Source organism: Ktedonospora formicarum, from assembly GCF_016587355.1.
Lineage (GTDB): Bacteria > Chloroflexota > Ktedonobacteria > Ktedonobacterales > Ktedonobacteraceae > Ktedonobacter > Ktedonobacter formicarum.
This window is the reverse complement of the sequence record NZ_BNJF01000005.1, coordinates 298,634-324,630: the sequence shown is the minus strand read 5'-3', so window position 1 is coordinate 324,630 and position 25,997 is coordinate 298,634. Positions and strand designations below refer to the sequence as shown.

At 52.4% G+C, this 25,997-nt stretch carries 28 protein-coding genes; 13 read left to right on the top strand and 15 right to left on the bottom strand.

Annotation, left to right across the window (positions count from 1 at the left end; genetic code table 11):
- Window positions 1-271: 271 nt before the first annotated feature.
- Both K3T82_RS37775 and K3T82_RS37770 read right to left on the bottom strand, forming a co-directional pair.
- The gene (locus tag K3T82_RS37775) at window positions 272-394 is read right to left on the bottom strand and encodes a DinB family protein (RefSeq protein WP_236031811.1); all 123 of its coding nucleotides are present in this window, start codon (window positions 392-394) and stop codon (window positions 272-274) included.
- 88 nt (window positions 395-482) lie between these two features.
- Complete coding sequence (locus tag K3T82_RS37770; RefSeq protein ID WP_220198671.1) at window positions 483-1,097, bottom strand: GNAT family N-acetyltransferase; 615 nt, start codon at window positions 1,095-1,097, stop codon at window positions 483-485.
- A gap of 309 nt (window positions 1,098-1,406) precedes the next feature.
- Between K3T82_RS37770 and K3T82_RS37765 the strand changes: the two genes are divergently transcribed.
- The 3 genes from K3T82_RS37765 (at window position 1,407) to K3T82_RS49375 (ending at window position 2,590) form a co-directional block, all read left to right on the top strand.
- The gene (locus K3T82_RS37765; RefSeq protein WP_220198670.1) at window positions 1,407-1,955 is read left to right on the top strand and encodes a hypothetical protein; all 549 of its coding nucleotides are present in this window, start codon (window positions 1,407-1,409) and stop codon (window positions 1,953-1,955) included.
- A 166-nt stretch (window positions 1,956-2,121) separates the two neighbouring features.
- Window positions 2,122-2,448, top strand: a complete 327-nt coding sequence (locus K3T82_RS37760; RefSeq protein ID WP_220198669.1) for a hypothetical protein — start codon at window positions 2,122-2,124, stop codon at window positions 2,446-2,448.
- A 19-nt stretch (window positions 2,449-2,467) separates the two neighbouring features.
- Window positions 2,468-2,590 (top strand): hypothetical protein, encoded by a 123-nt coding sequence (locus K3T82_RS49375; protein ID WP_268886715.1) that lies wholly within the window; start codon window positions 2,468-2,470, stop codon window positions 2,588-2,590.
- Window positions 2,591-2,631: 41 nt separating this feature from the next.
- Here K3T82_RS49375 and K3T82_RS37755 read toward each other — a convergent pair whose 3' ends face one another.
- Window positions 2,632-2,952: a MazG nucleotide pyrophosphohydrolase domain-containing protein gene (locus K3T82_RS37755; protein WP_220198668.1), complete on the bottom strand. Its 321-nt coding sequence runs from the start codon at window positions 2,950-2,952 to the stop codon at window positions 2,632-2,634.
- 100 nt (window positions 2,953-3,052) lie between these two features.
- Window positions 3,053-3,724, bottom strand: coding sequence for a hypothetical protein (locus K3T82_RS37750; RefSeq protein ID WP_220198667.1), 672 nt, complete (start codon window positions 3,722-3,724; stop codon window positions 3,053-3,055).
- Between the two features lie 189 nt (window positions 3,725-3,913).
- On the opposite strand from K3T82_RS37750, the gene K3T82_RS37745 reads away from it, so the two are divergent.
- The 3 genes from K3T82_RS37745 (at window position 3,914) to K3T82_RS37735 (ending at window position 8,541) form a co-directional block, all read left to right on the top strand.
- Entirely contained in the window at window positions 3,914-4,549 is a 636-nt protein-coding gene (locus K3T82_RS37745; RefSeq protein ID WP_220198666.1) for a LysE family translocator, read from the top strand.
- A 72-nt stretch (window positions 4,550-4,621) separates the two neighbouring features.
- A complete protein-coding gene (locus tag K3T82_RS37740) occupies window positions 4,622-5,812 on the top strand; it encodes a DUF2330 domain-containing protein (protein ID WP_220198665.1) in 1,191 nt (396 codons plus the stop codon).
- A 347-nt stretch (window positions 5,813-6,159) separates the two neighbouring features.
- The gene (locus K3T82_RS37735; protein WP_220198664.1) at window positions 6,160-8,541 is read left to right on the top strand and encodes a tetratricopeptide repeat protein; all 2,382 of its coding nucleotides are present in this window, start codon (window positions 6,160-6,162) and stop codon (window positions 8,539-8,541) included.
- A 112-nt stretch (window positions 8,542-8,653) separates the two neighbouring features.
- On the opposite strand, the gene K3T82_RS37730 is transcribed toward K3T82_RS37735, so the two are convergent.
- From K3T82_RS37730 to K3T82_RS37710, 5 genes are all read right to left on the bottom strand, one after another.
- Window positions 8,654-9,010 carry a hypothetical protein gene (locus tag K3T82_RS37730; protein ID WP_220198663.1) on the bottom strand — a complete coding sequence of 119 codons (357 nt, stop codon included), beginning with the start codon at window positions 9,008-9,010 and terminating at the stop codon, window positions 8,654-8,656.
- Window positions 9,011-9,409: 399 nt separating this feature from the next.
- On the bottom strand, window positions 9,410-9,715 hold the full coding sequence (locus tag K3T82_RS37725; RefSeq protein WP_220198662.1) for a hypothetical protein: 306 nt from the start codon (window positions 9,713-9,715) through the stop codon (window positions 9,410-9,412).
- A gap of 297 nt (window positions 9,716-10,012) precedes the next feature.
- Window positions 10,013-10,363, bottom strand: coding sequence for a GlsB/YeaQ/YmgE family stress response membrane protein (locus K3T82_RS37720; RefSeq protein ID WP_220198661.1), 351 nt, complete (start codon window positions 10,361-10,363; stop codon window positions 10,013-10,015).
- 501 nt (window positions 10,364-10,864) lie between these two features.
- A complete protein-coding gene (locus tag K3T82_RS37715) occupies window positions 10,865-11,071 on the bottom strand; it encodes a hypothetical protein (protein ID WP_220198660.1) in 207 nt (68 codons plus the stop codon).
- A 203-nt stretch (window positions 11,072-11,274) separates the two neighbouring features.
- On the bottom strand, window positions 11,275-12,768 hold the full coding sequence (locus tag K3T82_RS37710) for an MFS transporter (protein ID WP_220198659.1): 1,494 nt from the start codon (window positions 12,766-12,768) through the stop codon (window positions 11,275-11,277).
- A 419-nt stretch (window positions 12,769-13,187) separates the two neighbouring features.
- Between K3T82_RS37710 and K3T82_RS37705 the strand changes: the two genes are divergently transcribed.
- On the top strand, window positions 13,188-14,009 hold the full coding sequence (locus tag K3T82_RS37705; RefSeq protein ID WP_220198658.1) for an arylamine N-acetyltransferase family protein: 822 nt from the start codon (window positions 13,188-13,190) through the stop codon (window positions 14,007-14,009).
- Here K3T82_RS37705 and K3T82_RS37700 read toward each other — a convergent pair.
- The gene (locus tag K3T82_RS37700) at window positions 14,003-14,308 is read right to left on the bottom strand and encodes a hypothetical protein (RefSeq protein WP_220198657.1); all 306 of its coding nucleotides are present in this window, start codon (window positions 14,306-14,308) and stop codon (window positions 14,003-14,005) included. The two genes, K3T82_RS37705 and K3T82_RS37700, sit on opposite strands and share 7 nt — an antisense overlap.
- Before the next feature lie 309 nt (window positions 14,309-14,617).
- On the opposite strand from K3T82_RS37700, the gene K3T82_RS37695 reads away from it, so the two are divergent.
- A complete protein-coding gene (locus K3T82_RS37695) occupies window positions 14,618-15,394 on the top strand; it encodes a metallophosphoesterase family protein (RefSeq protein ID WP_220198656.1) in 777 nt (258 codons plus the stop codon).
- Between the two features lie 115 nt (window positions 15,395-15,509).
- Here K3T82_RS37695 and K3T82_RS37690 read toward each other — a convergent pair whose 3' ends face one another.
- Together K3T82_RS37690 and K3T82_RS37685 are read right to left on the bottom strand one after the other, a co-directional pair.
- Complete coding sequence (locus K3T82_RS37690; RefSeq protein WP_220198655.1) at window positions 15,510-16,925, bottom strand: cytochrome P450; 1,416 nt, start codon at window positions 16,923-16,925, stop codon at window positions 15,510-15,512.
- A gap of 31 nt (window positions 16,926-16,956) precedes the next feature.
- Window positions 16,957-17,670, bottom strand: a complete 714-nt coding sequence (locus K3T82_RS37685) for a TetR/AcrR family transcriptional regulator (protein WP_220198654.1) — start codon at window positions 17,668-17,670, stop codon at window positions 16,957-16,959.
- A gap of 661 nt (window positions 17,671-18,331) precedes the next feature.
- Between K3T82_RS37685 and K3T82_RS37680 the strand changes: the two genes are divergently transcribed.
- Window positions 18,332-19,048, top strand: coding sequence for a hypothetical protein (locus K3T82_RS37680; protein ID WP_220198653.1), 717 nt, complete (start codon window positions 18,332-18,334; stop codon window positions 19,046-19,048).
- A 33-nt stretch (window positions 19,049-19,081) separates the two neighbouring features.
- Window positions 19,082-20,410 carry a phosphotransferase family protein gene (locus K3T82_RS37675; protein WP_220198652.1) on the top strand — a complete coding sequence of 443 codons (1,329 nt, stop codon included), beginning with the start codon at window positions 19,082-19,084 and terminating at the stop codon, window positions 20,408-20,410.
- Window positions 20,411-20,514: 104 nt separating this feature from the next.
- Here K3T82_RS37675 and K3T82_RS37670 read toward each other — a convergent pair whose 3' ends face one another.
- Window positions 20,515-21,504, bottom strand: a complete 990-nt coding sequence (locus K3T82_RS37670; RefSeq protein ID WP_220198651.1) for a serine hydrolase domain-containing protein — start codon at window positions 21,502-21,504, stop codon at window positions 20,515-20,517.
- 248 nt (window positions 21,505-21,752) lie between these two features.
- Between K3T82_RS37670 and K3T82_RS37665 the strand changes: the two genes are divergently transcribed.
- A complete protein-coding gene (locus tag K3T82_RS37665) occupies window positions 21,753-22,379 on the top strand; it encodes a histidine phosphatase family protein (RefSeq protein WP_220198650.1) in 627 nt (208 codons plus the stop codon).
- 45 nt (window positions 22,380-22,424) lie between these two features.
- Here the strand turns inward: K3T82_RS37665 and K3T82_RS37660 are convergent, their stop codons facing one another.
- Window positions 22,425-23,237: an aminoglycoside adenylyltransferase domain-containing protein gene (locus K3T82_RS37660; RefSeq protein ID WP_220198649.1), complete on the bottom strand. Its 813-nt coding sequence runs from the start codon at window positions 23,235-23,237 to the stop codon at window positions 22,425-22,427.
- A 126-nt stretch (window positions 23,238-23,363) separates the two neighbouring features.
- Here K3T82_RS37660 and K3T82_RS37655 point away from each other — a divergent pair, with 126 nt between their 5' ends.
- Window positions 23,364-24,797 (top strand): glycoside hydrolase family 32 protein, encoded by a 1,434-nt coding sequence (locus K3T82_RS37655; protein ID WP_220198648.1) that lies wholly within the window; start codon window positions 23,364-23,366, stop codon window positions 24,795-24,797.
- A 79-nt stretch (window positions 24,798-24,876) separates the two neighbouring features.
- Here the strand turns inward: K3T82_RS37655 and K3T82_RS37650 are convergent, their stop codons facing one another.
- A complete protein-coding gene (locus K3T82_RS37650) occupies window positions 24,877-25,341 on the bottom strand; it encodes an aminotransferase class I/II-fold pyridoxal phosphate-dependent enzyme (RefSeq protein ID WP_236031810.1) in 465 nt (154 codons plus the stop codon).
- A gap of 17 nt (window positions 25,342-25,358) precedes the next feature.
- Between K3T82_RS37650 and K3T82_RS37645 the strand changes: the two genes are divergently transcribed.
- Window positions 25,359-25,700 carry a hypothetical protein gene (locus K3T82_RS37645; RefSeq protein ID WP_220198646.1) on the top strand — a complete coding sequence of 114 codons (342 nt, stop codon included), beginning with the start codon at window positions 25,359-25,361 and terminating at the stop codon, window positions 25,698-25,700.
- Window positions 25,701-25,997 lie beyond the last annotated feature (297 nt).

Genomic DNA, 25,997 nt, shown 5'->3' with positions numbered 1-25,997 from the left:
CCAGAGACCTAGCCTGTAGCTAGATGTCAAGAGCGTCGGTCGTCTTGTGGTGGAGTGAAGAGTCGCGCTGTCCGCTCGCAACCTTTCACCTGGTTGATCTTATGTACCCACCAGTTCGCGCAAGGTGCTGCTGAATCGATGTAGATACAGATGATCTTACGGTGAAATGATCATGGAGCGATAACATCAGTTTCGCAAGAACATGATCATGATACTCTCTTTTAATTATAAACATTTTTGTTGCCGATAAAAGTGGCTCGCTTAACACTTGCTATGCATTCACGTCGTCGTTATAGGACCAGGCATCGAGGTTGTGTGGCTCAATACCTTGCTGGGTGAGCAGGGTGGAGATTTGCGAGCGGTGATCGATGCCGTGGTCAATGGTCTGGATCAAGACGATGACAGCCGGGCAGTGATAGGTTCGCCCAGAGGTTATACTTGAAAAAGTCGGGGAGTCCTGACGTCATGGGGACGATTTCCTTTCAATCCTGGTCTTTTGTAAAGCCCGCGATTAGCGGGAGACCAACGAGCCGGGCGCAGGCACGTGCGCGCTCAAATGCATCGGGGGGCGGGACAAGTCCGAGTGAGCCATCATCCAGGAAGCAGACGTTGCTGGCAAGGCGAAAGCCCGCTTTCTCGATGCCACGCTTCGAGGCGGTATTGGTGAACTGATATACGATCCAGAAGCGCTCATTGGTGGAACTCTCGGCCTTCAAGATGTATTGCAATAGATGGGGATAGATGCCACGTCCGCGCCAGGCTGGCAGGGTCACAAAGTCGTAAAGATAGCGATTCCCTTCGGGAATGCGGAACGTGACCAGTCCACCGCCAAAGCCAGCCTCTCTCCTGGCGGACCAGCCAACCGCGACCGGCTGCGCTCCTATGCGAGCGATATATGCCTCATGTCCCTTTCGCAACAGGTTTGAAACTTCTTCTCTGGGACACTCCATGACATGTGCCAGGGCCTCTACGTTTTCGCTTCTCTCTATATATAAATCGGGGGTAGATGAGAGGGTGGGGAGTGGATCGCCCCGCCACCATGTCGATATGTAGCCGGCCTGATTTCTGAAGATCGTGCTCTCCTGTCGCGTCCGCATCTATGCTCCTTTATGATGATATTCTTCTCTGAATTATAACATTAGAACAGGCTTTGTTTCATACAAGATAAAATAGTATAACGCTCCTAAAAATCAGATAAAATGGATCGACTCATAAGGTGTAAAATGGAACATACAGAAAATAAAACGGAAACAGTGCCTGGCAGACATTAAAAGGAGATGCTGCGGAAAGAAAAGACCATAGGGCAATGAGCTTCGGAATATGGAGTCTACAGTAACCTGTTAAGCAAGCACATCCGGCTGTGCTCGTTGATGCAAACCGCGAGCCAGCTATTCAGGAGGTATGACATGATTTATTTAATAGGCGGAGCTCCCAGAGTAGGCAAGACTATTCTGGCTCAACAGCTCTGCACAACCTTGAAGATCGGATGGATTTCAACGGACCTGCTGATGGACCTGTTGAGAGTGGCAAATACTCCAGGTCGCAAAATGAAGTGGGACGCATCTCCCGAGGCCATCACCGCCGCTGCGGAATGGTTCTTTCCCTATCTGGATCGCTTTATCTGGGGCATCAGTTCGTTCACCGACGATTATGTGATCGAAGGGGTCGATTTTCTTCCGGCACAGGTGGCACAGCTCTCAACGCAGTATACGATCCGCTCGGTGTTTCTGGGGTACTCTCATATGACGCTTGAGAATTTCACTCAATTCCCAGGGCGCTCCAAAGGGTATGCTAATCTGCCCGAGGCACACCGCCGTCAGATTGTTGAGGACGTACCACTCTGGAGCGCGTTCATTCGCCAGGAAGCCGAACGGTTGGGGTATCCTTATATCGATATGGTTGGCAATTTTTCCCAACACCAGGCTAAAGCTGAGCTGATGCTGACAGGAGTCTAGAGCTCAAGGACGCGCAACATATGAAGCCCCTCCACATGCAAAATCCTCACTCCTGATGGGGCTCTCACTTTCGAGCGAACTTCCAATCTCTTCTTGACTTCAAGGGCGCTTGAAGTTGTATGCTTTGGGGCAAAGATACGATACGTTTCGAGAGGAGATTAGAGTGATGACTTCACCAGAATATCACGAACCGATCCTGGCGTGCGATATGCAGGCCATATCGCCGGAGCAGCGCTCGGCGCACCGGGCAAACACCGAGCGCCTCTTTGCGCTGTCGCAACAGGTGCGAGAACTTCCTACGGGCTACGCAGTATGTCTGCCGGGCTCGGCTCTGGAAGCAGTCGCGTCATTCATACGCTATGAGCGCCTCTGTTGCCCCTTCTTACGCTTCACATTGGAGATAGAACCGGAGCAAGGCCCGATCCTACTTTCGCTTACCAGCTCCGTCGATGTTAAGCCCTTCTTGCGCGCGGAAGGTTTGTTTGGTTTATAATTGCGGGGAGATAATGCCTATGGACGCTCAGATTCCATTATCTGTTCAGCCGGTGCTTCAGGCCTACCTTCAGGCCCTTGAACCACTATCCGCGCATATCTATGGGACCTATATTTATGGCTCAATGGCTCTCGATGCCTAAGAAGAGGTCCAGACAGACCTCTTCTTAATCCTGTTAGAAGTCTACTCCCAGGTGCGAGAGGCGTTGACGCGCTCCTTCTCACGAAAAGCTGCCTCCAGGTCGATCTGGAAATGGTTCGCGAGGTCCAGTAGATAGCTGAGTACGTCGGCGAACTCCTCTTCAAGCTCAAAGCGTGACTGCTTGCCCTGCTCTTTGTAGAGCCCTTGCTCCTTGCGGATGGCCTTCGCCAGTTCCCCGACCTCTTCAGTGAAGAGCAAAAACTTCTCTGAGTAATTATCCTTGGTCCAGCCTCGCTCCTGGCAGACCGCGTCTACATATTGTTGTAGTTCGGGTAATGTAGGATGCTCAGGTAGGTGCGCCATGCTTGTCTCCTATCATTGTTTTGTGCGTTCACATTGATATCGGCTACCATGTTACCTCTACTGTCAAGCTGGCGCGTGAAGCGAAGCTTATGCGCGAGTATCAATAGCCATGATCAAGCCGGTAGCGGGTAAAGGCGTCGAGGATGGTCTGAGCTATGGTATCTTGAGGAAGAAGGCTAATCTTCCAGATACCTTGCTCCCCATTACGGTAGGTCAGATCAAGCCAGATTGAAGGCGCGGCTGGTGTTGTCGTAGTCATAGGTGTGGAGGTGACGGATCCATCAGGGCCAACAGATGTAGAAAAGGTCGTTGTTGTGGTCGTGTTGGCCTTGACACGCAGTCGCATCTGCGCGATGTGGGCGAAGTAGATAGCTCGCGTCTTGCCCCGCTCATAAGCTACGACGTTCTCAGGTGTGACGACCATTGTTCGCCTGGGTTTGCCACGCGCTTGCTGCTCCGCCGCGCGCACACCACGCTGCAGAAGCATGATCAAACCTACCAAACCAGCCGCGACCACCAGCACAATACCCAGCACGACGATATAACCAATGTCAAAGCCTTTATCTAGCGTAATGCCTACCACACCCACGATAGTGAGTAAAACCATAAGAACGGCTATAGCGCCAAGTAAGAACTGAGCCAAACGTAGCAGGCAGGTCGAGGCGGTGACTATTGGCCCTAGAAAGACCTGCCATGTAGGGGGATAGTCATGCCGCCACACACGTTGAAGGACACCCTGCGCCTCAAATATCCGGAAATCCTGCTCCTGCATATCACATCTCCTTTGCTTCTATCCTTTATACGACGCGAATCAACTTCCATCTTAAAAAATTTCGCGGGTGGCTCCGCGATTGCTAAAGCTGAGTGCCAACATATGTTGAGAATTACGCTTGCAATGGCTAAATGGCTCTGCTATCCTGAGAGGGTGATGATTGTCAATGTGCTCTAGAAGGATACCCTCATGCCAACACTGACTACAATAGCACTCTTCGTTTTGACGGCTGCTGGATTGTTGATAATTCCTGGTCCCTCTGTACTATACATTGTCACGCGCAGCGCTGCACAGGGGAGACGCGCGGGCCTGGCCTCTGTTCTGGGCATCGAAGTGGCGGGCCTCGTTCATGGTCTGGCTGCTGCCCTGGGACTCTCTGCTCTGCTCCTCACCTCCGCTCTGGCCTTCAATATCGTGAAGTATGTCGGCGCGGCATATCTGATCTACCTTGGCCTGCGTACGCTATTTAAGCGCGAGAGGAAACAGGAGGCGCTGGCTCCTGCGCAAAAGAGTTTTGCGCAAATCTTCTTGCAAGGCTTCCTGGTGGATCTGCTTAACCCGAAGACCGCTCTCTTCTTCTACGCTTTCCTACCCCAGTTCGTCGATCCCGCCAGGGGATCAGCTATATGGCAGATGCTCTTCTTCGGTCTGCTCTTCGAGGTCGTTGGTGTGATAACGGATGGCACCTATGCCCTGCTCGGCTCTCTCGCCGGGCGCTTCCTGACGACAAATAGACTCTACCAGCGCGTACAGCGCTATGTCACAGGCTCTATTTACATCGGTCTCGGCCTGACCACTGCCGTTACTGGTTCTAGCCAGGATTAGATTTCGGAATGTACTCCCAAGGCCGGAGGAGCCAAGAACGATATACATCAGTTGCTTGTAGTGAGGTTATAGATGTTACAACATGTATTAAGCCTAAGACGCTTACTGGCTGGATCGATGCTGGCTCTGGCCCTCATCCTCTTCTCTCCCCTGTCGGCTCTGGCCTGTGGTGGGCTCTTTGTCGGAGCCAATCAGGCGAAGGTCAGCCAGGATACCGAGCGTTTATTGATTACGATTGGCAAACAGACAACGACCCTGGTAGAGGAAATTCACTATACAGGGAAAGCCAGTGATTTCGCCTGGGTACTGCCAGTACCAGTGGCTCCAAAGGTCGATGTGCTGGAGAATAAGAACCTCTTCGAGCAGCTTGAGAATACAACTGCACCGCGCTTTATCGTGCCCGAGGCCCCCAATTGCGACTATGCTGATATCACCCTCCTGAATCGTGGAGATTACGCGGGTGCGCCTAATACGGTGAACAGGGTCAATACCTATAGCGGGGGAACGGCTGGTCCTTTCGAGTATCAGGTCATCGGTTCGAGCGACGCCGAAGCCCTCGCAAAGTGGCTTCAGTCCCACCACTATACCGTACCGAGCAATACACAGAACCTCATTCAACCCTATATACAGAAGAAGATGCTCTTTCTCGCAATGCGCCTGCGTCCGGGTCAGGATGCAAGCAATATCCAGCCTGTCAAAGTCACCTTCCCGATGGTAATGACGTCTGTTATGGTGCCGATTCAGTTGGCAGCGACCGATATTCAAACGCGGATGAACATGCAGGTTTCGATTGTCGCTAACGAGCGTTTCGCGCCCCAGAACTACCGTGACGTAAGCATCGATAGCGCGCGCCTTAGTATGTCGCCAACGCCGGGCGCGAATTACTATGAGCTTGTGAACGAGGCGATTGCCAGTGTGGGTGGCTATGGCATTGTGACTCAATACGCCGGACCCGCGCCCTATTTTCTGAATGACCGCGCCCTCGGAGCACCCACCGGGACTGTTCCGGAACAAGCGACGCTCACACGTTTCTATACTAGCTATACACCAGAGCATATGACGCTTGATCCAATCTTCGCTCCCAACGCGAACGCGCATGCCATCAATTCATACATCGAGCTCAAAGACACAACAACCCCACCCAACTGCACCCTTACCTATCTCAAGAGTGCCGCCATCCTCTTCGCCTTTCCTATCGCTCCTGTAGCGATCCTTGTCAGCGCGGCTATCATCTGGTATCGCCGTCGTCATCGCCACGCGTAAGCGCGATCAGGAGTCGTATGTATTGGTAAGTTTGCCTGCGACAAACCTACCAATACACTATAAATTGTGCCAGGCATTTCGAATTGTGAGCTACTTCATTTACATGAAGCTTACTTTTCGCTATAGCATAGACATACACTTATTACATGCCTTATACTTGAGTTGCAATTCATTTGCCTGAGCGCGGAGCGCTAGCCGCCGATCAGGCGACGTTGGCGAATGCATAAGACCCAGCAATTCATTTGCCTGAGCGCGGAGCGCTAGCCGCCGAGAGGCGGCGTTGGCGTAATGCATTTATAAAAGTTATTTTATTGATATCTTGTTAGATGAAGGCACGGAGGTCTCGAATGGGGCTAAACACTCCTAACAATGAAGGGCAACCTCCCAGGCAAACGCCGGAGGACTCAAGCCATGATGCCCTGGCGCACACCGAAAGGCTTGTTCCACCCACCCCCCAGCCCAACGGCGGGCAAAACTCACCCAATATAGCGGAAGAGGCACCTGTTATCGGTCAGGCAGAAGAGGGCTCTCATGCCAGCGAGCCAGCCGATAGCTCAGAAGAGCAAACCATTGTAGGTCAGCCAATTCAGGATGACGACGATGACGAAGCGACGAATCCCCGCGCCCGTGCTGTCCAGCCATCGGAGCAGGTAAAAAACGTAGAACCTGAACTGTCCGAACAGGAGACGAACACATTCCGAGAGTATGGAGGCTCTTCGGCGGCAGCTAGTAATCTTAGCGATGCTCAGTATAATCAGCCCACATGGTCTGAGCATAGTGGGTCCGGGCAAGACCTGGCATATCCTACAGTTCCGCCCGCGAGTCCAGCGCTAACGCCACCCGTACATAACGCGTATGGCGATCAGCCATCTGGATCAGGAGTACATAATCCATTTGGCGTGAGCCAGGGGGCATATCCGCCGCCACCACCATCGAATTCGGGGGTGAACTATCCGCCACCACCTCCGCCGCCAGCGAACTCAGGAGTGAATTATCCACCACCGCCGCCACCAGCGAACTCGGGGGTAAATCATCCTCAAAGTTATAACTCAGGAGTAAACTATCCGCCAACGCCATCAATTGGCTCGGGGGTAAATCATCCTCAAAGTTATAACTCGGGGGTGAACTATCCTCCAACTACGCCGGTTGGTTCGGGGGTGAACTACTCAAATAGCGGCGTATCTGGTTCGGACTATGCTACTCCTCCACCAGTGGACCAAACCGTCTTTAACCCGTATGCCAGTTTCAGCGGGCAGTATCCGCAAACAGCGCCAAAGACGCCTAAGCCGCCGAAGGAACCAGGCAAGCTCGCGCGCCCCCTACCAATATGGGCCCTAATTCTTGGGCTTGTCCTGATTGTGGCATTGATGGTCGTCCTGCACCTCACAGGTAGCGATTGGGCTGCCGGGGCCGCGCATGCAGGAACCGCCGCTCTCATCCTGGCCTTTGCTCTGCTCATCGCCCTGGCGGTACGGGCTGGAAATGGCCTGACATCCACGCTGAACCCAACGCGTCGGCGTCAGATAGTGGTCACGCTGCTCTGTGTGCTTATCCTGTTTGTGCAGTCAGGCACGGAACTCTTCCTGCAAAATCCATTGCACATCGCGCAGGCTCATTCCCTGGAAGACCAGCGGCAATGGCAGGCCGCGATTGACGAGTATGGTCTGGCGGGTCAGCACGCACCAGATGGTGAGGATCAGGCGCGCGTCTATGGCTCCTGGGGTCTGGCGCTCAACAAGGCGCAAAACTACTCTGAGGCGGTCAAGAAGTTCAACATCGTTATCACTAAGTATACGGACAGTTCGCTCAAGGACGAAGTCAAGCGTGCGCAGGATGGCGACATTACGGCCCGCTTCGCGCTCACTGATAATCTCGTCAAGGCTGGTGATCTCGATAATGCCGAGAAGAACTATACCGCGATCATGAACCTGTCCTACTGTGATATCTCCTGCAAGACCAAGGCTCGCACGGGTGACCTCGACGCGCGCTTCACGCTCGCCGATCAGAGTATGCAGAGACAGGATTACACCGACGCAGCGGTTCGCTATGACGCGATCCTGGCGCTAACCTATTGCGATAGCGCCTGTCAGGAGAAGGGTCAGGGAAACGCGGCTAAGGCCTACTACAATCTTGCCGAGAGCAGTCTCAAATCGAAGGACTACGACACAGCGGTGAGCAAGTTCGACACCATTCTGTCGCAATTCCCTAACACGCCCGAAGCCAAAAAGCTCTACGGCGATATGGCAAAGGCCCTGATGGGGCAGGCGCTTGAGCAGCGTAAATCAAGTTGCAGTAGCGCCATCCCAACCTACCAACGTTTGGCGAAGCAATTCAAAAACACGGGCGAGGGTAAGAAAGCACAGAGCGATCTGAACGCACCCCAGACCGTCAAGGGCAAATTCTCAAATACTGAGAGCTACGACTTCCAACAGATAGGTCTGACGACTGGCCTCAAAGGCAATATGGGGAAGGACGCGCTCTTCAGCAAGTGGGACAGCGCCCCCTACAAGGTGAGCATTGACGGGAATGGGAACTTTACCTTCACAGGAGTCAACCAGGGGAACTATGATCTGATCTGGTACTCCTACACCGAGACTTCAACCATGTACTATAAGTATGTGGAGTTTATGTATCACCAGAGCGACATGACACCCATCTACGTCGCCAAGGTTGGCCCACTCTGCTCCGTAAACATGGGCACCGTGACCAACTCGTCCTTTACCTACTAACACATTCCTCGCACCCCAAATGACGAAGAGGGGGTGCTGGGGCGGTCCCGACCAGGACCGCCCCGCACTCCATCGCCCCTTCGCTCCCCCATATAGCTCAAGGGGAACGGTCTTACCGCTTCTTCTGCCTCCAACTGTGGAACGGCCACCAGATGTGGTCCGTGCACAACGACGCGATCTGTGCGACCGCGCTGAGCACGGAGAAGAACAGTTCTTCCATCTTCCTCTTCCCCCATTTGTTAAGTGCGCGCCCGAACAAATCACAGAAAAGGGATCCGAAAGCCAGTCCCACCCAACACATGGCACCAACCCAAGAATTGAAGATGATGCCAGCGCCGAAGAAGGTGGCGACGTTCAGTGACACACACACAACACGAAGAAACATGTTCCTCTGGCGGAACGAGGAGAAACACAAGTAGCCCATCACCAGACCAACAAGTAGCAAGGCAATCGCCAACAAGGCGGTCATGCGACGAACCCCCTTCCAGGGTCCGCAGGCGAAGCCCTCCAAATGAGAGCTTGATAGCGCCCGGTAAAACCGTCATGGCTCCATTCCGTCTGCGTCAATGTACAACGCGCCAGAGATAGAGACTTTCAATGACATTACAAGTGTAACATTATCACATAAAAGGCTCAATAAGCTCAATGGATAAGTGGAGATGGGGATATTTAGCACGAAGGGCACATATAATTACCCAGGCACTTTCTCAAACCGATGAAGATGGGAAGAGGATTTATTCTCTCAAGGAAAACTTTGAACGGAGATGAATTGTGACGAAGAGGGGGTGCTGGGGCGGTCCCGACCAGGACCGCCCCGCACTCCATCGCCTCTTCGCTCCCCCCCGAACAGTTCGAGGGGGGAACGATCTTACCTTCGTCGTCGCAGCCTGCGCTCTTCCCGCAGTCGGTCCCACACCTCGGATTCGATCCCGATCACGAACATCACCGAGTACACGCCGAGCCAGAAGAGTATTTTGTAGAAGCTGATCTCTGCTCCGATGATGTGCTCGATCATGTTCACGACAAGCCCCGACGGGAAGAGGATGATGAGGGTACTGCTGAAGAACCTACACCCCCTCTCAATGTACAGGTAACATACGACCCACGAGGAAACGAGGCCAAGCACAGCGCAGAGCACTGCCAGAGTCAGGGCAAGCTCAGTAGGACGAGTCACTTACAACACCCCTTAAGGGATGCAGGCGAAGCCTCCCGAATGGAGACTTACTAACCTGGTAAAACCGTCATGCTCCATCCCGTCATCGTCAAAATGCGACGCGCCAGAGATGAAGACTAATAATTAACATTGTAATTGTAACATTCACGTGTAAAAGGCTCAATAAGCTCAATGGATAGGTGGAGAGAAGGAGAGTTTGGGCAGAAAAATTTTGAAATTATCCAGGGGGTTACTCAAGACAGAAGGCTCATACGTCAGGTTGTATGAGCCTTCTACATTCAGTGCGCGTGTGCATGGTTAGAACCAGCGGCGGCGGGTAGTACGGGGACGGTGAGCGTAGGTGCTACGGCGATAGTAGTATGGGCGAGCGCGATGATACACGAAACCGCTCCAGATCACGACCAGCAGCACAGCGGCTAGAATCGAACTGATTAACGGTACCCCATTGATATATGGCTCACCCACGATATGGAAATCCAGGACACCCACAACGAGGAAAATGGCGAGGAAACCCAGAACAACCGCGCCCAGGAAGCCATCTGGTGTGCGTCTGTGTGCGATAAGCTCGCCTAACACGCCCACCAGGAGGGCGATAAGAAGCCAGACAATAAGCTTTGTCAGAGAAATGACTAATGCACCTAATACCATATGTCTATACCTCCTGATATCCTTCTTAGGATTTAAGATTGCTTTTGCTTCTTAACACGGTAGAACACATGATTTAGGTTCAAAAGGGCAGTGTTTTCGGAGATTTCTCAGCGCTACAGTGCTTCGTGGGTTTAAAGGTGTGTGTGCTGGTTTGCCTGCGGCAAACCAGCACACACACCTTCGACTCATGTATCTGGGTTAACATTTGGGGAAGAGGCTTCATCATATGTAGGCATTGGCTTTCGCCAACACAGAATTCACAGGAAATGGATGCTAAGATAACTGTATATGTAGGCATTGAGCTTTCGCCAACGCGTGGCTCACTCGAAGGGAGGGTGCAGGGGTGATCTCACAGGTCACTTGTGATAACCACCCCGCACTCCCTTTCCCTTCCCTCCCTGTAGGGAGGGAATCCACCAGGCCCCACGTGGGGACCGCCGAGTCGAGTGGATCTGGGTAGATCTCGCTCGAAATACTGCAACCATCAAGATCACCTATCAGCTAGCTGGTGAAGTAACCAATCGCTGCCGCGATGACGAATGCGCCAATGGCAAGGGCGGTGAGGCCCAAGTTCATGGCGAAAACGAACATCACAATGACAAGAGGCAGGTACGCAAACGAGACGTACTCTCTCACTCCTGCGCTTCTCCCGATGAACCACCCCAGCCCCAGGCCGAAGAGGAGGATGAACAAGAACTCGTCGCTCAAGGTACTCACCCCTTAGGGTCGCAGGCGCAGTCTCTCCCTATTGGAGACAGTAGCCTGGTAGATCTTAACTACATGTGTGAGTATACCATTGGGATAGGCGAAACTCAATAGAAATAGTTCGTGAATTGGGGACAATTTCTTGCTTTAGAAAGGACGACCGAGCCCTTTGCGACATGAGAGGCTCGGTCGTTCCTATTCCGCTCTTAGCTGGCCTGGGTGGCAGTTGGAGTGGTGGCACTATCAGCATCCTCCTCAACCTGAGAGAAGGGACGGGCGATGCTTTCGAGCGACTTGCGCTCGGCATCTACGCCAAAGAAGATGGCGACGACTCCCGCCAGGGCCATCATGATCGCGCCTGCCAGGTAGCCGTAGGCCAGGATAGTTGGCTGGCGTGTCTGAATCAACAGACCAAAGATGAAGGGGGCGAAAGCGCCACCTATACCCGTGCCTATGGCGTAGAAGAGGGCGATAACCAGCGCGCGCACCTCTAGCGGAAAGATCTCGCTCACCGTCAGGTAAGCGGAACTGGAGCCAGTGGAGGCAAAGAAGAAGATGATGGACCAACAGATGGTAAGCGTGACGGCGTTGAGATAGCCCTGCGCGAAGAGCCAGCTTGTAATGGCGAGCAGAACGCCCGAGGTGATATAGGTAAAGCTAATCATCTTGCGCCGTCCGATAGTGTCAAACAGGCGACCAATGGTAAAGGGGCCGATGATATTACCAATGGCAAAGGGTATCTGGTAGAACGGCACGCTCTCTGCTGGCAAGTGAAAGAAGGTGGTCAGAACCAGCGCGTAGGTGAAGAAGATGGCGTTATAGAAGAAAGCCTGGGCAGCCATCAGCGAGAGCCCCAGGATTGAGCGCTTGGGATAATGCTTGACCATCGTCTTGATAATCTCACCAAAACTGATACTGCCTCTGGGTCGAATATAGATGGACCCCTCCGGCGGGGGAAGCGACTTCCCATGCCGTTCCGTGATGATCTCATGCTCGATGCCAGAGACAATCTTGTTGGCTTCATCGAAACGCCCATGCATCATCAGCCAGCGGGGACTCTCCGGAACATAACGGCGCACCAGCAGAATACCCAGACCCAGGATCGCGCCCATACCAAAGGCAAGACGCCAGCCAACGTCGACCGGGAAGAGGTGGGGATTAAGCAGGATGCCAGTCATCAACGCGCCAAAGACTGTGCCAATCCACCATGTGCTGTTGATCGCCAGATCCGTCCAACCACGCGCACGTGCAGGTATCAACTCGTCAATAGCCGAGTTAATCGCGGCATACTCGCCACCGATACCCGCGCCTGTCAGGAAGCGGCAGACCGCGAACCAGTAAAAATTGGGCGAGAAAGCCGTAGCAATCGTTGCACTAAGATAGATGACAAGCGTAATCATGAAGAGTTTTTTGCGGCCCTGCTGATCGGTCATCCGGCCAAATACCAGGGCACCAAGGACCGCGCCAATCAGGTAGACGGAGCCAGCGCTTGAGGCTTCGAGGTCTGATAGGTGCAGGGTATCAGGTCGCGCGAGCACGCTGGCGATGGCTCCTACAATGGTCACTTCCAGACCATCAAGAATCCAGGTGATACCAAGCGAGATAACGACGAGCCAGTGCCAGCGACTCCAGGGCAAGCGGTCCATTCGAGCGGGAATGTCAGTCTTCACCGCCTTGACTGTATTCTGGTTTATACTCATAGCTTCGTTGCTTTCCAGGGCTCACTGCGGCAGAGTACGCGCCATAGTGAGCCACTCTCATATTATTCATTGCTCAATCCTTACTCTGTTAGCATACAGGACCAGCCCAATGCCGCTGCTAAAGCGACGCGGCTACATATAAGTCCCCATACGCTTATCGTGAAGATCATCATTTAATTACCGAAAGAAAGAACCTCATATGTAGCCGCGTCGCTTGGGCTCACTCCCCTAAGCTTCCAGCTCCCCCATATGTAGCCGCGTCGCTTGGGCTCACCCCCCTAAGCTTCCAACTCCCCCATATGTAGCCGCGTCGCTTTAGCAGCGGCAGCTCGCCAGGTATATAAATGTATGTCAGGAAGCTTCTATTGCGTGCTTGGATATACTGAATAAGAGAAGAAGAATACGTCAGGAGGGTGCCTATGGACATCTTAGCCTACTTACGCCGCTTGAATGAAGCACCGCTTATCTCACTTAGTACCTTAAAGCCGACGTTGGAGGCGTTAAGATTGTTACATGAAGCACATCTCGTTTCGGTCCCCTTCGAGAATCTGGATATACATTGTGGTCTGCCCTTGCGCCTGGATGAAGAGGTACTCTTTCAGAAAATCGTCGGCTGGCGGCGTGGGGGAATTTGTTACGAGTTGAACGCGCTTTTCGCACGCCTGCTGCGTGAACTAGGATATCGTATTACTTACCTCTCGGCAGAGGTCGCAGCAGAGGATGGCACTTTCGGCCCCGAGTATGGTCATCTTGCGCTCCTGGTTCGCTTAAAGGAGGGTGAGTGGCTGGCGGACGTGGGGTTCAGTAGTTCGTTCAGGAAGCCATTGCATCTTGAGGCTGGAAAGGTACAGATGCAGCGCGAATGCGTGTATCGCCTGGCACGCGATGGCGAAAACTGGATATTGCAGCAGTACGAGAAAGGGGTCTGGAGGCCACTTTACCGCTTCAATTTACGACCACGCGAGCTGCGTGACTTCGCGCACATGTGCCATTATCAGCAAACCTCACCCGACTCCTATTTCACACAGAAGCGACTGTGCACGCGTGCCACCACCACCGGCAGGCTTACCCTCTGCGAGCGCCAGTATATCTCATCGGCGCATGGTAAACGAGAGGAGCGCAATATCATGGGCGACAAAGAGTATATGGAGACGCTCGCCAGGGATTTCGGCATCATGCTTCCCCCCTCCGTTCAACTCCGCTGGGAGTGGCAACAGCCAATTTTCGAGCCATATCAATGAATATAGCCCACTTTTGTGTGGTCGACGGTCGCGCTGGCGATGATATCCTTGCGCACATAGATCATCATCCAGAAATCTTTGTGGCATGTCAGGCATTCAGCATACCCCTCGCCATCATAGTCACCATTGGGAGGGCGCTCCCTTGGTAGAGAGTGCCCCACACCGATCCAGCGCAGGTCATCACCCAGGCGGTATGTGTCCAGATTCATGTGCCCAAAGCGAAACTCGACCTCTACTGGCGAGACATTTTCGCAGCGAGGACAGAGAGTAATCAGTTCTAATGTGTTATAAACACTCATACTGGCGCACCTTCCCCTCAAGCATGGATGGATCAATCCCCAAATACTCATTGTGCATAAGCATGGGCGCGTTCGGATTTCCACCAAATTATACGCCGCTCCCGTGGCAGGCTTACGTACTCAAGGATTCACCTAAATCTTGTGCCTTCACCTTCTATACTTCTAAACTCCTCAAAAGGTTACATTTTGCCTGTGAGATGTTATAATGACAGCGTATGTATGCATTGCCGGTTTCTGCCAAGAGAAGGCTCACCTAATGATCTTGCGAATAGCAAGAGCCTGACTGGCTGATAGAAAGAGAAATGACATATGCGCTATGCCCTTATATCCGACATTCACGGCAATCCAATTGCCTTAGATGCGGTCCTGGCCGATATCGAGATTCAGGGTGGTGTTGATGGTTACTGGTTTCTGGGCGACTTCGCGGCCATTGGCTTTGATCCCGTGGGGGTACTGGAGCGCGTTTCGACCCTACCTAATGCCAGCTTTATACGCGGTAATACGGATCGCTATCTTATATCAGGGGAACGTCCCGGTCCCAAGCCAGAGGAGGTGCATAACGATTCTGGCTTAATCGCTCGCTTAATAGAGATGAACGCTAACCTTGCCTGGACGCAGGGTTTTATACAAGCGAGCGGATGGCGCAAGTGGCTGACTGAGCTAGAACTAGAAGTGCGGATGACGCTACCAGATGGTACGCGGATGCTTGGTGTACATGCCGCGCCAGGGCTTGATGATGGACCTGGTATTCATCCTGGGCTCAGTGATAATGAGCTACGCACTTTGCTCGCGCCCGCGCGGGCCGACCTTGTGATCGTTGGGCATACTCATTTCCCCCTTGAGCGCCGGGTCGATGGGATGCATGTCTTGAACCTTGGTAGCGTGAGCAATCCCATTATCCCTGAATTGCAGGCAACCTATGCTCTACTCAAAGCGGATGCCAACGGCTACCAACTTCACCCTCGCTTTGTGGACTACGATCATCAGGCAGTCATCACTGCCATTGAGCGCTCTCATCATCCCGCCGCCGAGTTCCTGACCCAGTTTATGCGCGGTGAGCGCGTCTCTTCCTGGGCCCACGCTTGAAAAGACTTCCACGAAAAAGCTGTGTGAAAGATCTTTCGCGCAGCTTTTTCGTATTATTATGGATAACACATTTGCCATATCCCTCAAAGCATTTATGCGCTGAATGATAGGCCTCTCAGTCTTTGACGAACATATCTCGGACGGTGCCGCGAACAGGGGTGGATTTAAATTGTCGATCCTGGGCAAAGACACGGATTGGCATGCCAGGTTTCGCGTGCATTCTGAGGTCAAGATCAAGCTTTGCATTGGGCCGCACCGCCAGGCGATAGCGCTGAAGCGTCATCGCCAGCACTATCTTCAGTTCTTGCATAGCGAACGATGATGCGATACACATATGATGCCCCGCGCTAAACGGCAGGTATTCATAGGGTGAACGCTCCAGGGTCAGCCAGCGCTCGGGCTTGAAGCGATTCGGCTCCTCATAGAGCTCGGGTATCCGATGGGTAATGAACTGGCTATACATGATACTGGTGTTCGCTGCTAGCTCAACCCCACCCAATTCGCAGGCCTCCGTAGCAACGCGCAGACCCGCCATGGCGGGCGGGAACAGGCGCAGACCCTCTTTTACCACACCCTCCAGCATCGGCAACTCACGCAATTGCTCGATGGTTGGAGGGGCACCATGTAGCTTTGCATCCAATTCATCGAGCAAATCCGCAAGGATGTGCGGATGCTGTTCCAGCAGGAAATTCGTCCAAGTCAGAGCGTTGGCGGTCGTCTCATGCCCGGCGACATATAACGCGAAGCAATGTCCGATGAGCTGATCATCACTGAGTCTCTCGCCATCCTCATCATGCGTCTGGATCAGCATCGCCAGAACGTCAGTAGCCTCCGGTTGTGCTCGCTTCTGCTCGATCATCGCACGAATTTCCGTATCAAGCGTTTGCGCGATCTGTAAAGCCTGGCGATACGGGGAGCCAGGAAAATTGACCGGCATCAGAAATCCCAGCCCGACGATTTTCATCAGCTTCGCCATCTGATCGCCAAGTCTTTGCAACTTCTCCTCATCATCAAGCCCGAACAACGTCTTGACCACTATAGCCTGAGTGAGTCGCTGCATCTCCCGTAACAGATTAAACTCAGCGCCAACCTCCCAGCGATCAAGCAGCCGTTGTGTCTGATCGATCATATCATTGTGATAATGCACAATCTGCTTCTTATGGAAAGATGGCATCATCAAACGGCGTTGCTGCTTATGTTGAACTCCGTCCATGCGCAGCAAATTATTGAACCAGATGCGGGTGAGCGCGGTTCCTGGCGGGACCCTCTTTGAAGAATTCTCATGGTTAGCATGGAAGAGATCAGGATTGGAGAGCAGGCGAAAATTGTGCTGTGGACCAAAAGCGAAGACAAGCATTGGATCATTCTTCGTCACCACGACGGTATCACCATAGGTCTGATATAGTTGTTGTAAGAACGCAACAGGGTGCAAATAAAGCTGGAGCATCTTTGCTTTCGCGCCAAGCAGGGGGAGACCCTGTGGACCGGGAAGAGATGAGCTAGTGCGTGGAATGGTTGTGGTTGTTGCCATTATGGACCTCCAATAGGATCGAAGCCTACTTCTAGAGAGCTAGTGTCTTTTGTACCTGTTGAGAAAGGCCAGTTATCATCTGTTCAAAAAATGTAAGCATCCTGGGTGCCACCACTTCACGCATCACATCATCAGCGACTAACTCAGAAGGCTCAAAGGATTGGCGTATCACATGAGCCAGAGCATCAACCCTTTCCTCAAGCGATACCCGATCTTCTTCGGCAATCAGCGGGTCAACAAGACAAAAACCGGTGACAGCAGCACTGAAAGCGTACTGCTGCAGGTGCACGCTCATGTCAGTGTTCATCAACCCCTGATCGCGTAAGAAGACAAAAAATTGATCGGTTGTATGTATCATAGGATTCTGTAGTGCTTGCTGGTTTTGTACGAGCTTCCCCAGCAGTTCTCCATCTCCGATAAAGATGGCGCGTGCAAGCGGTCTCTGCATGGCGATGAGCAAGATGGAGCGCATCATACGGTGGGGGTAGAACTCCCTGTAATCACGGCGCATACGCTGCAACATCTCATCCCAGACCGCGACAATTTCACGCAACATCACGGTCTGAAACAAAGCTTCCTTGGTTTTCCAGTGCAGGTAGATCGTGCCGATACCAATGCCTGCCTGCTGTGCAATATCGTTGATGGTTACTTTTTTATAACCCCAGCGCAGAAGTTGTTCGGCAGCCACCTGTAAAATGAGCTCCGCACGTTCTTGCTGTCTGGGGGGCGGCTCCGTTTTTTTCAAGCTCATCTCCTCATTTATGAATATTTTATAAATTTATTCAATGTTCAATATTCATAATACTACCCTCAAGGAGACGCAATGTCAACCCCTCAGTCTCTTTTCAACCTACTGCCGTGTGGCAGCCCTGGTCATAATATTGCTTCTCTATAGAAATAGCTCTAGTTCTCTTCTGACTACCTGCTATTATAGGTACTACTTTTTCTAGCCTGAATATTTTGTAACAATTGCATATCAGTCACGACGGTGTAAGTGAGGCCTCAAATGAAATGTACATATCATCAAAGAGTTCGGATTAATAAACATGATATTGAGATCGAATGAGGAGATGCTGCCAGATTCTTCAAGCATAACGGAGTTATTTCAACGCTATGCCCCGGCTGTCTTCACATATTTACAGAAGCATATCAAATATCGTGAAGACGCGGAGGATGTACTGTTAGACATCTTCACAATACGAAAATCAACACTGTCGGTGCGGCAGCTAGCGTGCACCGACAGTGTTGATTTTCGTATAAGATTTCAGAAAAAAGTTGCGTGAAAGATATTTCGCACAGCTTTTTCATGTTATTATAGGTATCTCCATTTGCCGTATCCCCTAACCCACGAAGCGTTTATGTACGACAAGCTCATAGCAATGCATGAAACGAAGGAGCACTGAATAATGTTTGAGGGTCTTGATGATGTACCCTGGTCAGAGCTTTATCATGCCTATGGTAAAGCAAGCGATGTGCCAACCTGGTTACGCCAGGTGGCCTCAGAGAACGAAGAGGAACAACAAAACGGTATATCAATGCTATGGAGCAATCTCATTCATCAAGGAAGCACGTATTTAGCAACGGCATACGCGGTTCCTTACTTACTGGAGCTATTGGCTGATCCTGGGGTCAAGGTGAAGGTAAATATTGCTGGATTGTTGGCTGATGTAGCTCTATGCTGGCCCTACGAGGCTGAGAAACGGTCGGGCAACACCGCTTCTAGCTTGTATCTGCCGCCCCATATTCCGTTCAAGGACGCACGCGAGGAGGTAGGCAAAGACCTGACGATTTTCGTTGGATTGCTCGACGATGAAGCTGTAGAGGTGCGGATGCGTGCTACCTATATCCTGAAGCTCATCACGTCCCCCTCTGAAGAGTTACACAATCTCTTGTTGCTTAAGGCGAAGCAAGAGTCTGACCCCCTGGCTCGGGCCAATCTTGTGCGGACGCTGGGTGCTCTCTCACGGATCGGTACGACCGATTGGCAGGCGATCTGGAGTATGGCGCAGGCAAATAATGACCCGCTCCTGACCTTTTGCGCGGCGCTGACATTGCCACGCCTCGCGCGTGAGCAGACTCCCCAAGAGGCTATACAGCTTCTGGCGACGGTCATGTTCCACTAACAATCAAATGAGGAGCTTGAGGAATATCCAAACTTGCCATATCCAGAGAGTTTCGAAGGAGGTTCGCAACCCTGGTACGCAGCGGCTCAGGAACTTCTTCTTCTCCCACCTGAGCGCTTGCGTTTCATGGTTCCAGCGTTGCGCGAGACTCTTGCCAACAAGGATGAGGGATGGTCTGAGTCAGAGTTCGATTTAAATCCTAATATATTCCTGGATGAGGATTCTCCAGTCTCTAAAACCATACATACACTTGATATTGCGTGTATACGAACACTCGTAGAATTGTTGCTCCATATCACTTTCGCGCGCTTACCAGATGGCAAGGCTTCCAGGCGTCCACCGCTCGCTGAACTTACAGAAGAGCAGCGCGCTATACTGCTAATACTCTGTACGCGGCAGGAGCCCTGGGAAATGGCGAACACATTGAAGGCATATGGGCTACCATATAGCTGGAAGATGATGAGCCACTACCTCGAGCAACCGGGTTTAAAATCACCTCTCATACCCTTTATGCCAACAGAGAAGCCAGAATCAATATCCGATAAGCTTTATAATGGATCACCACATATGCAAGAAATGGCATCTGTCGCAACGGATCAGTATAAAATATATTCCGCATTACAGAAGTATCTCTCCCTACCTCTTCAGCAATCGTTAAGCTATCTAGGCAAGTGGCTTGATGAAGTATATCACTGGGTTACAAGGAATGGTTTGCGTCCTGTCCGCGATGGTACTTCCATAGGTCGCCCCTTCACGCAGGCTATGTTGGCAGACATCGATGATGAGTTATTGAATATGCTGGCCCTTGAGCTTGGCACCTTTCTCTATGAACTGCACCATATCCCAGTACATGAACTGGCTGACCTGGAATTGCCGCTCAAGCATAGCCGGGAAGCTTACGAGAGCCTTTATAAGCGCTCCCGTGAGGTGCTCTTTCCTCATATTGGGATAGAGGAGCGCGAGAATCTAGCGGCGAATTTTGAAACATTCCTCGATACGCACGATTACTTTGATATACAACCTGTGGTGGTGCATGGTAACTTTGGCCCCAGGTCGATCCTTTACGATGAGACAAGGCATGCTATTGGTGGCATTGCCCTTTGGGACATGTTGAATTTCTCTCAGAGTGTAAGTCTGGGAGACCCCGCCAGCGACTTCGCGACCATGCTAGGTCCAGAGGGATATGGTGAGGACTTCCTGAAGCGCTGTGAGCCAGCTTACCCAGACCTGCCAGGCTTGAGTGAACGCATCTCATTCCATGAGCTGTTTCACACAGTTCAGAATACTTTGAGCCAGCTTGAGCGACCTCCACTACAGTATAAGTTCGAGGTCAGGTCATCGTTTCAATCAGAGAAAGAGTAGCACTCGCAACCATGCGCCTACTCTTTCTCTCACGCGCATTCATTTAAACAAGCAGGACCAGCAAAAGTTCCGTACAGAACCTTTGCTGAACCTGTTTGAGGTGCTTACATCAGCAGGGGGAGTACGATGCGCTCGGTTAGTTGGCGGGGTAGGGCAAAGACCTGGGGACCTGCGCCCTGTTCGGGTGGGACGTTCGTGGGGGCTGTGGTGACTATGATTATGTCCAGATCTGGAAGGACGCAGATTATCTGCCCACCATAGCCCAGAGCGTAATATGTGTGGTAGGGTCCAACGGTGTTTACCCACCACAGATAGCCGTAGGTAGCCGCGTCATACCCTCCCAATCCTGGGGTTATCTGGGTCTGCGTCGCGGCTGCATGATAGTCTTCGGCGAAAATCTGGCGTTCTCCCCACTTTCCACGCTTCAAGTAGAGATAGCCAATCTTCGCCAGATCACGCGATGTCAGGGCAATTTCTGAACCGCCGATCCGGTTGCCCTGGGGATCGCTTGTCCAGGTCGTGATGGTACTGCCAAGCGGGCCGAAGAGATATTGATTGGCGAAAGCCAACATGTCCATCCCCGTAGCGCGTGTCAGGACAGCGGAGAGGAGATGCGCATCCAGTGTACTGTAGGCAAAGACCTCGCCGGGAGTATGTTGTAGGGGCAAGCTCAAGCCATGCGCGACATAATCGGCACTGGCGTAGAGGGAGGGCAGGCTTGTTGGCGCGCGCTCATCCCATTGCAGGCCCGAACTGAGGGTGAGCAAGTGCCGAAGGTTTATCTCTCTCTTGCGCTGATCGCCCGAGGTTGGAAAGGATTGGGGAAAGAACTCCTCTAGCCGCTGGTCCAGGCTTGTGAGGTAGCCCTCATGAAGGGCGATTCCCACTAGCGTTGAGATAATGCTCTTGGTGATCGATTTGACGTTCGTGCTGGCGGTTGCATTGCCTTCGTGGTAGGAGCGCTCCACAACTAGCGAGCCTTGTCGGACGATGAGCAGGTTCAACAGCGTCGGGAAATGCTGTGCTACGACCTCATCTATTTTTGCCTGAAGGCTCGATTTCATGCTCACCGCTTCTGGAAATGGGTTCAACATGCCCTATTCCTCTCTCACATGTAGCTACAAGCTTGTTTCATAGTATGTAGACGCTCAACTTTACATCCATATAACATCGCTGTACTCCTTCCGTCAAGGGATGCCCCTACAGCCGCGATGACATCTCCCTACAGTATACAGAACACTACGCTTGACAATGCTCACCAAACGCCATATACTACCGCTATGGATATATCCGTTACAGATACTTCATGGTAAACTCCCTATAAAATCGAAGGAAAGAAATAATGACAAACCTGTATCTTATTCGACATGGTGACTATATCGAGGATCTTGAGAATGGCAAATACCAGGATCTAGGACTCACTGTGGATGGTGTACGTCAGGGCGAAACGCTACGGGACCGCATAGCCCAATCGAGCGACATCCGGGCTGATGTCCTTATCGCCAGCACTTTGAGGCGAGCCCAGGAGTCGGCGCGTATTCTAGCACCTGCTTTGGCACAACCTGTCATATATGATGAAAGCTTTGAGGAGTGGCGTGTCGAGGATGGTACTCTGGACCCCGATGCCTTCAATGCGCGCTGGGCCGGGGTTCCACTCGATCAGCGACCCTTCTACCGCTGGCAGGAAGGTTTTGAGACATCTCTAGAGTTTGTCGTGCGCGTACAGCAAGCCCTCAATCGCGTCACGCAAGAGTACGCCGGAAAAGATATTGTCATTGTCACACATGGCGGTATCATCCAGGCATCGTTTGTCCACTTCTTTGGCATCAGCGCGACTTCGATGCCCGGCGTCTCCATAGGTAATGCGACAGTAACCCAGTGGTCCCTTCCCCCCAACCGTCAGAAGTGGGTACTCATGCGCTATAATGATGCACTCACACATGTTGTCAATGACACCTACAAGGCTTAAGCCCCCATATGTAGGCGCAGAGCTAAAGCTCTGCGCTTGCCACTGTTAAGGGATGGATTGGCTAGCGGCCCACCGAATGAAAGCCATGACTTCGGGGTTGAGGGAGGGATCAGGCGTGAAGTCGGAATGCCAGATCCGTGAGCGCTCGGCGGTGGTGCGGTATGGCTCGGGAAGGGTCGTGATGGCCCAGGTGACGGCCTGGGGCTTACTGGCTAGCTCGCCAGTCGCCAGGGTGTGGAGGGCGCGGCACATGGTTTCGACAACATAGGCTTTATGGCTGCGCGTTCCCTGCCAATCGGGATCATCTGGTCGATTGGCCCAGGCTAGCCACTCGGGTAGGCGGCGGCGGACCGCTGCGCACAATTCATCGTCTGTAATAGGATCGATAAGGCTGGTTGGTGCTGGTCCAAATAAAACCCCACCAGCCTCGCGAACAATATAGCGTTCAAGCAGCCAGTTATAATCGTGCAGGCTCCATATCAGTTCCTCGCCGCGCGCGATGGTGGGGTGACGCTCGCCTACCTGAAAGCATCGGGCAGATCCAAGGTCGATATAGGGTCCCTCCAGATGAGCCCCATAGCGGTTGGGAAGCCTCCCCAGGCGCGTATGCATCGCAGCTAATTGCGCGAACTCGGTCTGAGAGAGGCGTTGTCGCACGACAGCAAAGAAATCGATATCGCTTGTGAGTGGATCGAAGTCCCCCTGGACTAGAGAGCCGCGCAGATAGAGCCCAAGCAGATTAACTCCAAGCACCTCCCGCATATCAGAGCGTAGCGTCCGCAGTAGTTGAGGAACCTCCGCTGGTATGGTGGGATCGGTCTCAAGGTGTTCAATCATCTCTGGAAGCGGGTCTAGCATGTATCATATCTCCTAAGAACAACATAAGCCTACATATTTTTACCACCAGCATTATAGCGCATCCGGAGCGATGCCCACCCTAGATTCATCACATGATATACTCTTGGGAAGGGGGTAATCAGCAGCATGACATCAGCCTATGAACCGTATTACCATTTTTTCCCACGACACGATTTCATGAATGATCCCAATGGGCTTATTTACTATAAAGGGGAGTATCACCTCTTTTACCAACACCTGGCGCCCAAGCATTGGGGTCATGCCGTCAGCCAGGACTTAGTGCATTGGCAGATCCTACCAACTGCCATTAAGCCGGATCACCTGGGCGATATCTGGTCAGGCAGTGCCGTGGCGGATGACGCCAATACAAGCGGCCTCTTTGATGAGAATGGCGGTATGGTCGCGATATTTACGCATCAGAATGGCCAGCAAAGCGCACCTCTCGGTCCCCAAATTCAGAGTATTGCCTACAGTAAGGACGCGGGTCGTAGCTGGACCACATATGAGGAAAATCCCGTCATTCCTAATCCAAACGTCAGGGATTTTCGCGACCCCTTTGTCTTCTGGCACGCGCCTACTCAGGCATGGGTCATGGTCGTGTCCAACGGCGACCATGTGCGCATCTACCGCTCACCAGATCTCAAGCACTGGGACCTTGCCAGCGAATTTGGCTCTGGGCATGGCTACCCTGGTGTTATCTGGGAATGCCCCAGCCTGTTTGAGTTGCCCGTCGATGGCGATCCCAATACAATGCGTTGGGTGCTACATATGAGCGTGATCCTTGAACAGGACCGCGCTATGGAGCTACCACGCATGCAGTATCTTATTGGTCACTTTGACGGCTACACATTCACCAATGCCAATCCCGCAGCGAACGTCCTCTGGTCGGATTACGGCAAGGATCACTATGCCGCAGTCCCCTGGAATAATATCCCGGCTTCGGATGGACGTCTTATCTGGCTTGGCTGGTGCGACCATTGGAGCTACGCCTCCAGGCTTCCAACCGGCGATTGGCAGGGTATGATGACCATTCCGCGCGAACTCAAGCTCAAAACGCTCCCGGAGGGTATAGCCCTGTTGCAGCAACCTATCGAAGAACTGAAACAGCTACGCGCAGAATCCTTCACACTCCCTCGCCAGGAGCTTGCAGCCGGGAACCACGCTCTCCCCATTCAAGGGAGCGCGATTGAGGTTGTTGCCACCTTTGAGGCGGGAACGGCAACAGAGTTTGGCCTGAGTGTACGCGTAGGAACCGACCAACAAACTATTGTGGGCTACGACACCACCCGCGCCGAAGTCTTTGTTGATCGTACCCGCTCTGGTGAGAGCGCTTTTCATGAACTCTTCGCGGGGCGACATAGCGCCCCCCTCGTCTTGCACGACGCAACTCTCACCTTACACATCTTCGTGGATACTTCATCCATCGAGGTCTTCGCGAACGATGGCGAGCGTGTCATCAGCGACCTGATCTTCCCCAATCCCACCAGTCAGGGCCTATCCCTCTATGCCCGAAACGGTGCAGTCACTCTTCTCTCGCTAGTAGTCTATAGACTCCACTAAAGCGTATGAGTCACAAGCCTCAAAAGCAGGCTTTAAGAGAATTTGGGATATAGGGCGTTGGCTAAAGCTCAACGCCCTACTATACCGAGCCCGCCTGTTGTTCAATCACCTCTCGTAGGATCAGTGCTCCACGTACAACATCTTGTGCTGAGAGCCCTCCATACCCAAGGAGAAGGCCATTGCGATCAGGTGTACCCATATAGCACGTGTCAATGGTTGAAACAAGAATGCCGCGCGCTTGGGCATCTTGAGCGACACAATGGGCATCCAGATCTGCACGGAGTTCGAGATAAGCATGTAAACCAGCATCAAGACCACATAATTGCGCGAGGTGAGCGATAGGAGCAAGAGTATCCTTTAATACCTGACGCTTATGTGCGTAATGATGCCGCATTCGGCGAATATGTCGATCAAGATGCCCTTCTGAGAGCAGAATCGCCAGGGCTTGCTGCGTCGGCCAGGACGTATGATAGTCAGAAAATCGTTTCAAACGCTCAATTGGCTCCCGTAAGGGCGGAGGAACAAGCAAATAGCCAATACGCAAAGCAGGGGTCAGCACCTTTGAAAAGGTTCCGATATAGGCCACATCATCAGGTTGCGCACCTGACGACCAATGAGACTGGTGGCCTGTATCGTTGGAAGGAGGGAACATTCGACCCTGCCCATCTGGCTGGGCTTCGCTCCGCCACCTGGTTTAGTAAGCCTGCTGACATGAGTTATGATACATTCTACACACTTTTCCACCTGCATCAAAGTGAGCAACAAGGCATCTTGTGGCAACGTCAGATGACAATGGGGCCTGCGAAAGAGTTCTGTTGGCACGCTTCACAGAAAAATCTGTGGGCGGAAGACTTGAAGGGATTGCAAATAGAAGCGCAACCAGTCTTCACGCCCGGACAGTAAGCAAAAGGGGAAGAAGCGTGAAAGAGGTCGAGAACGCAACCCTATATACGTGTCTCGCCTCCCATCGTTCTTCCCCAAAAGCCAATCAACGTCGGCGCATTCCAGCAGCGCTTTAACCTGCGCCACCACTCCCCCACAACACCACGCTCAACCTCAACGATTATGCAACCTCTCAAAAATTATTCTCACAACAACAGGAAAAAAGGTTCCTGAAGCGGCCATTTCAATTGAGGGATGTGAAAGGGTTTCCCACGGCAATGTCCACTTACGCTGCGGCGTGCGACCTCCGAGGAGTAT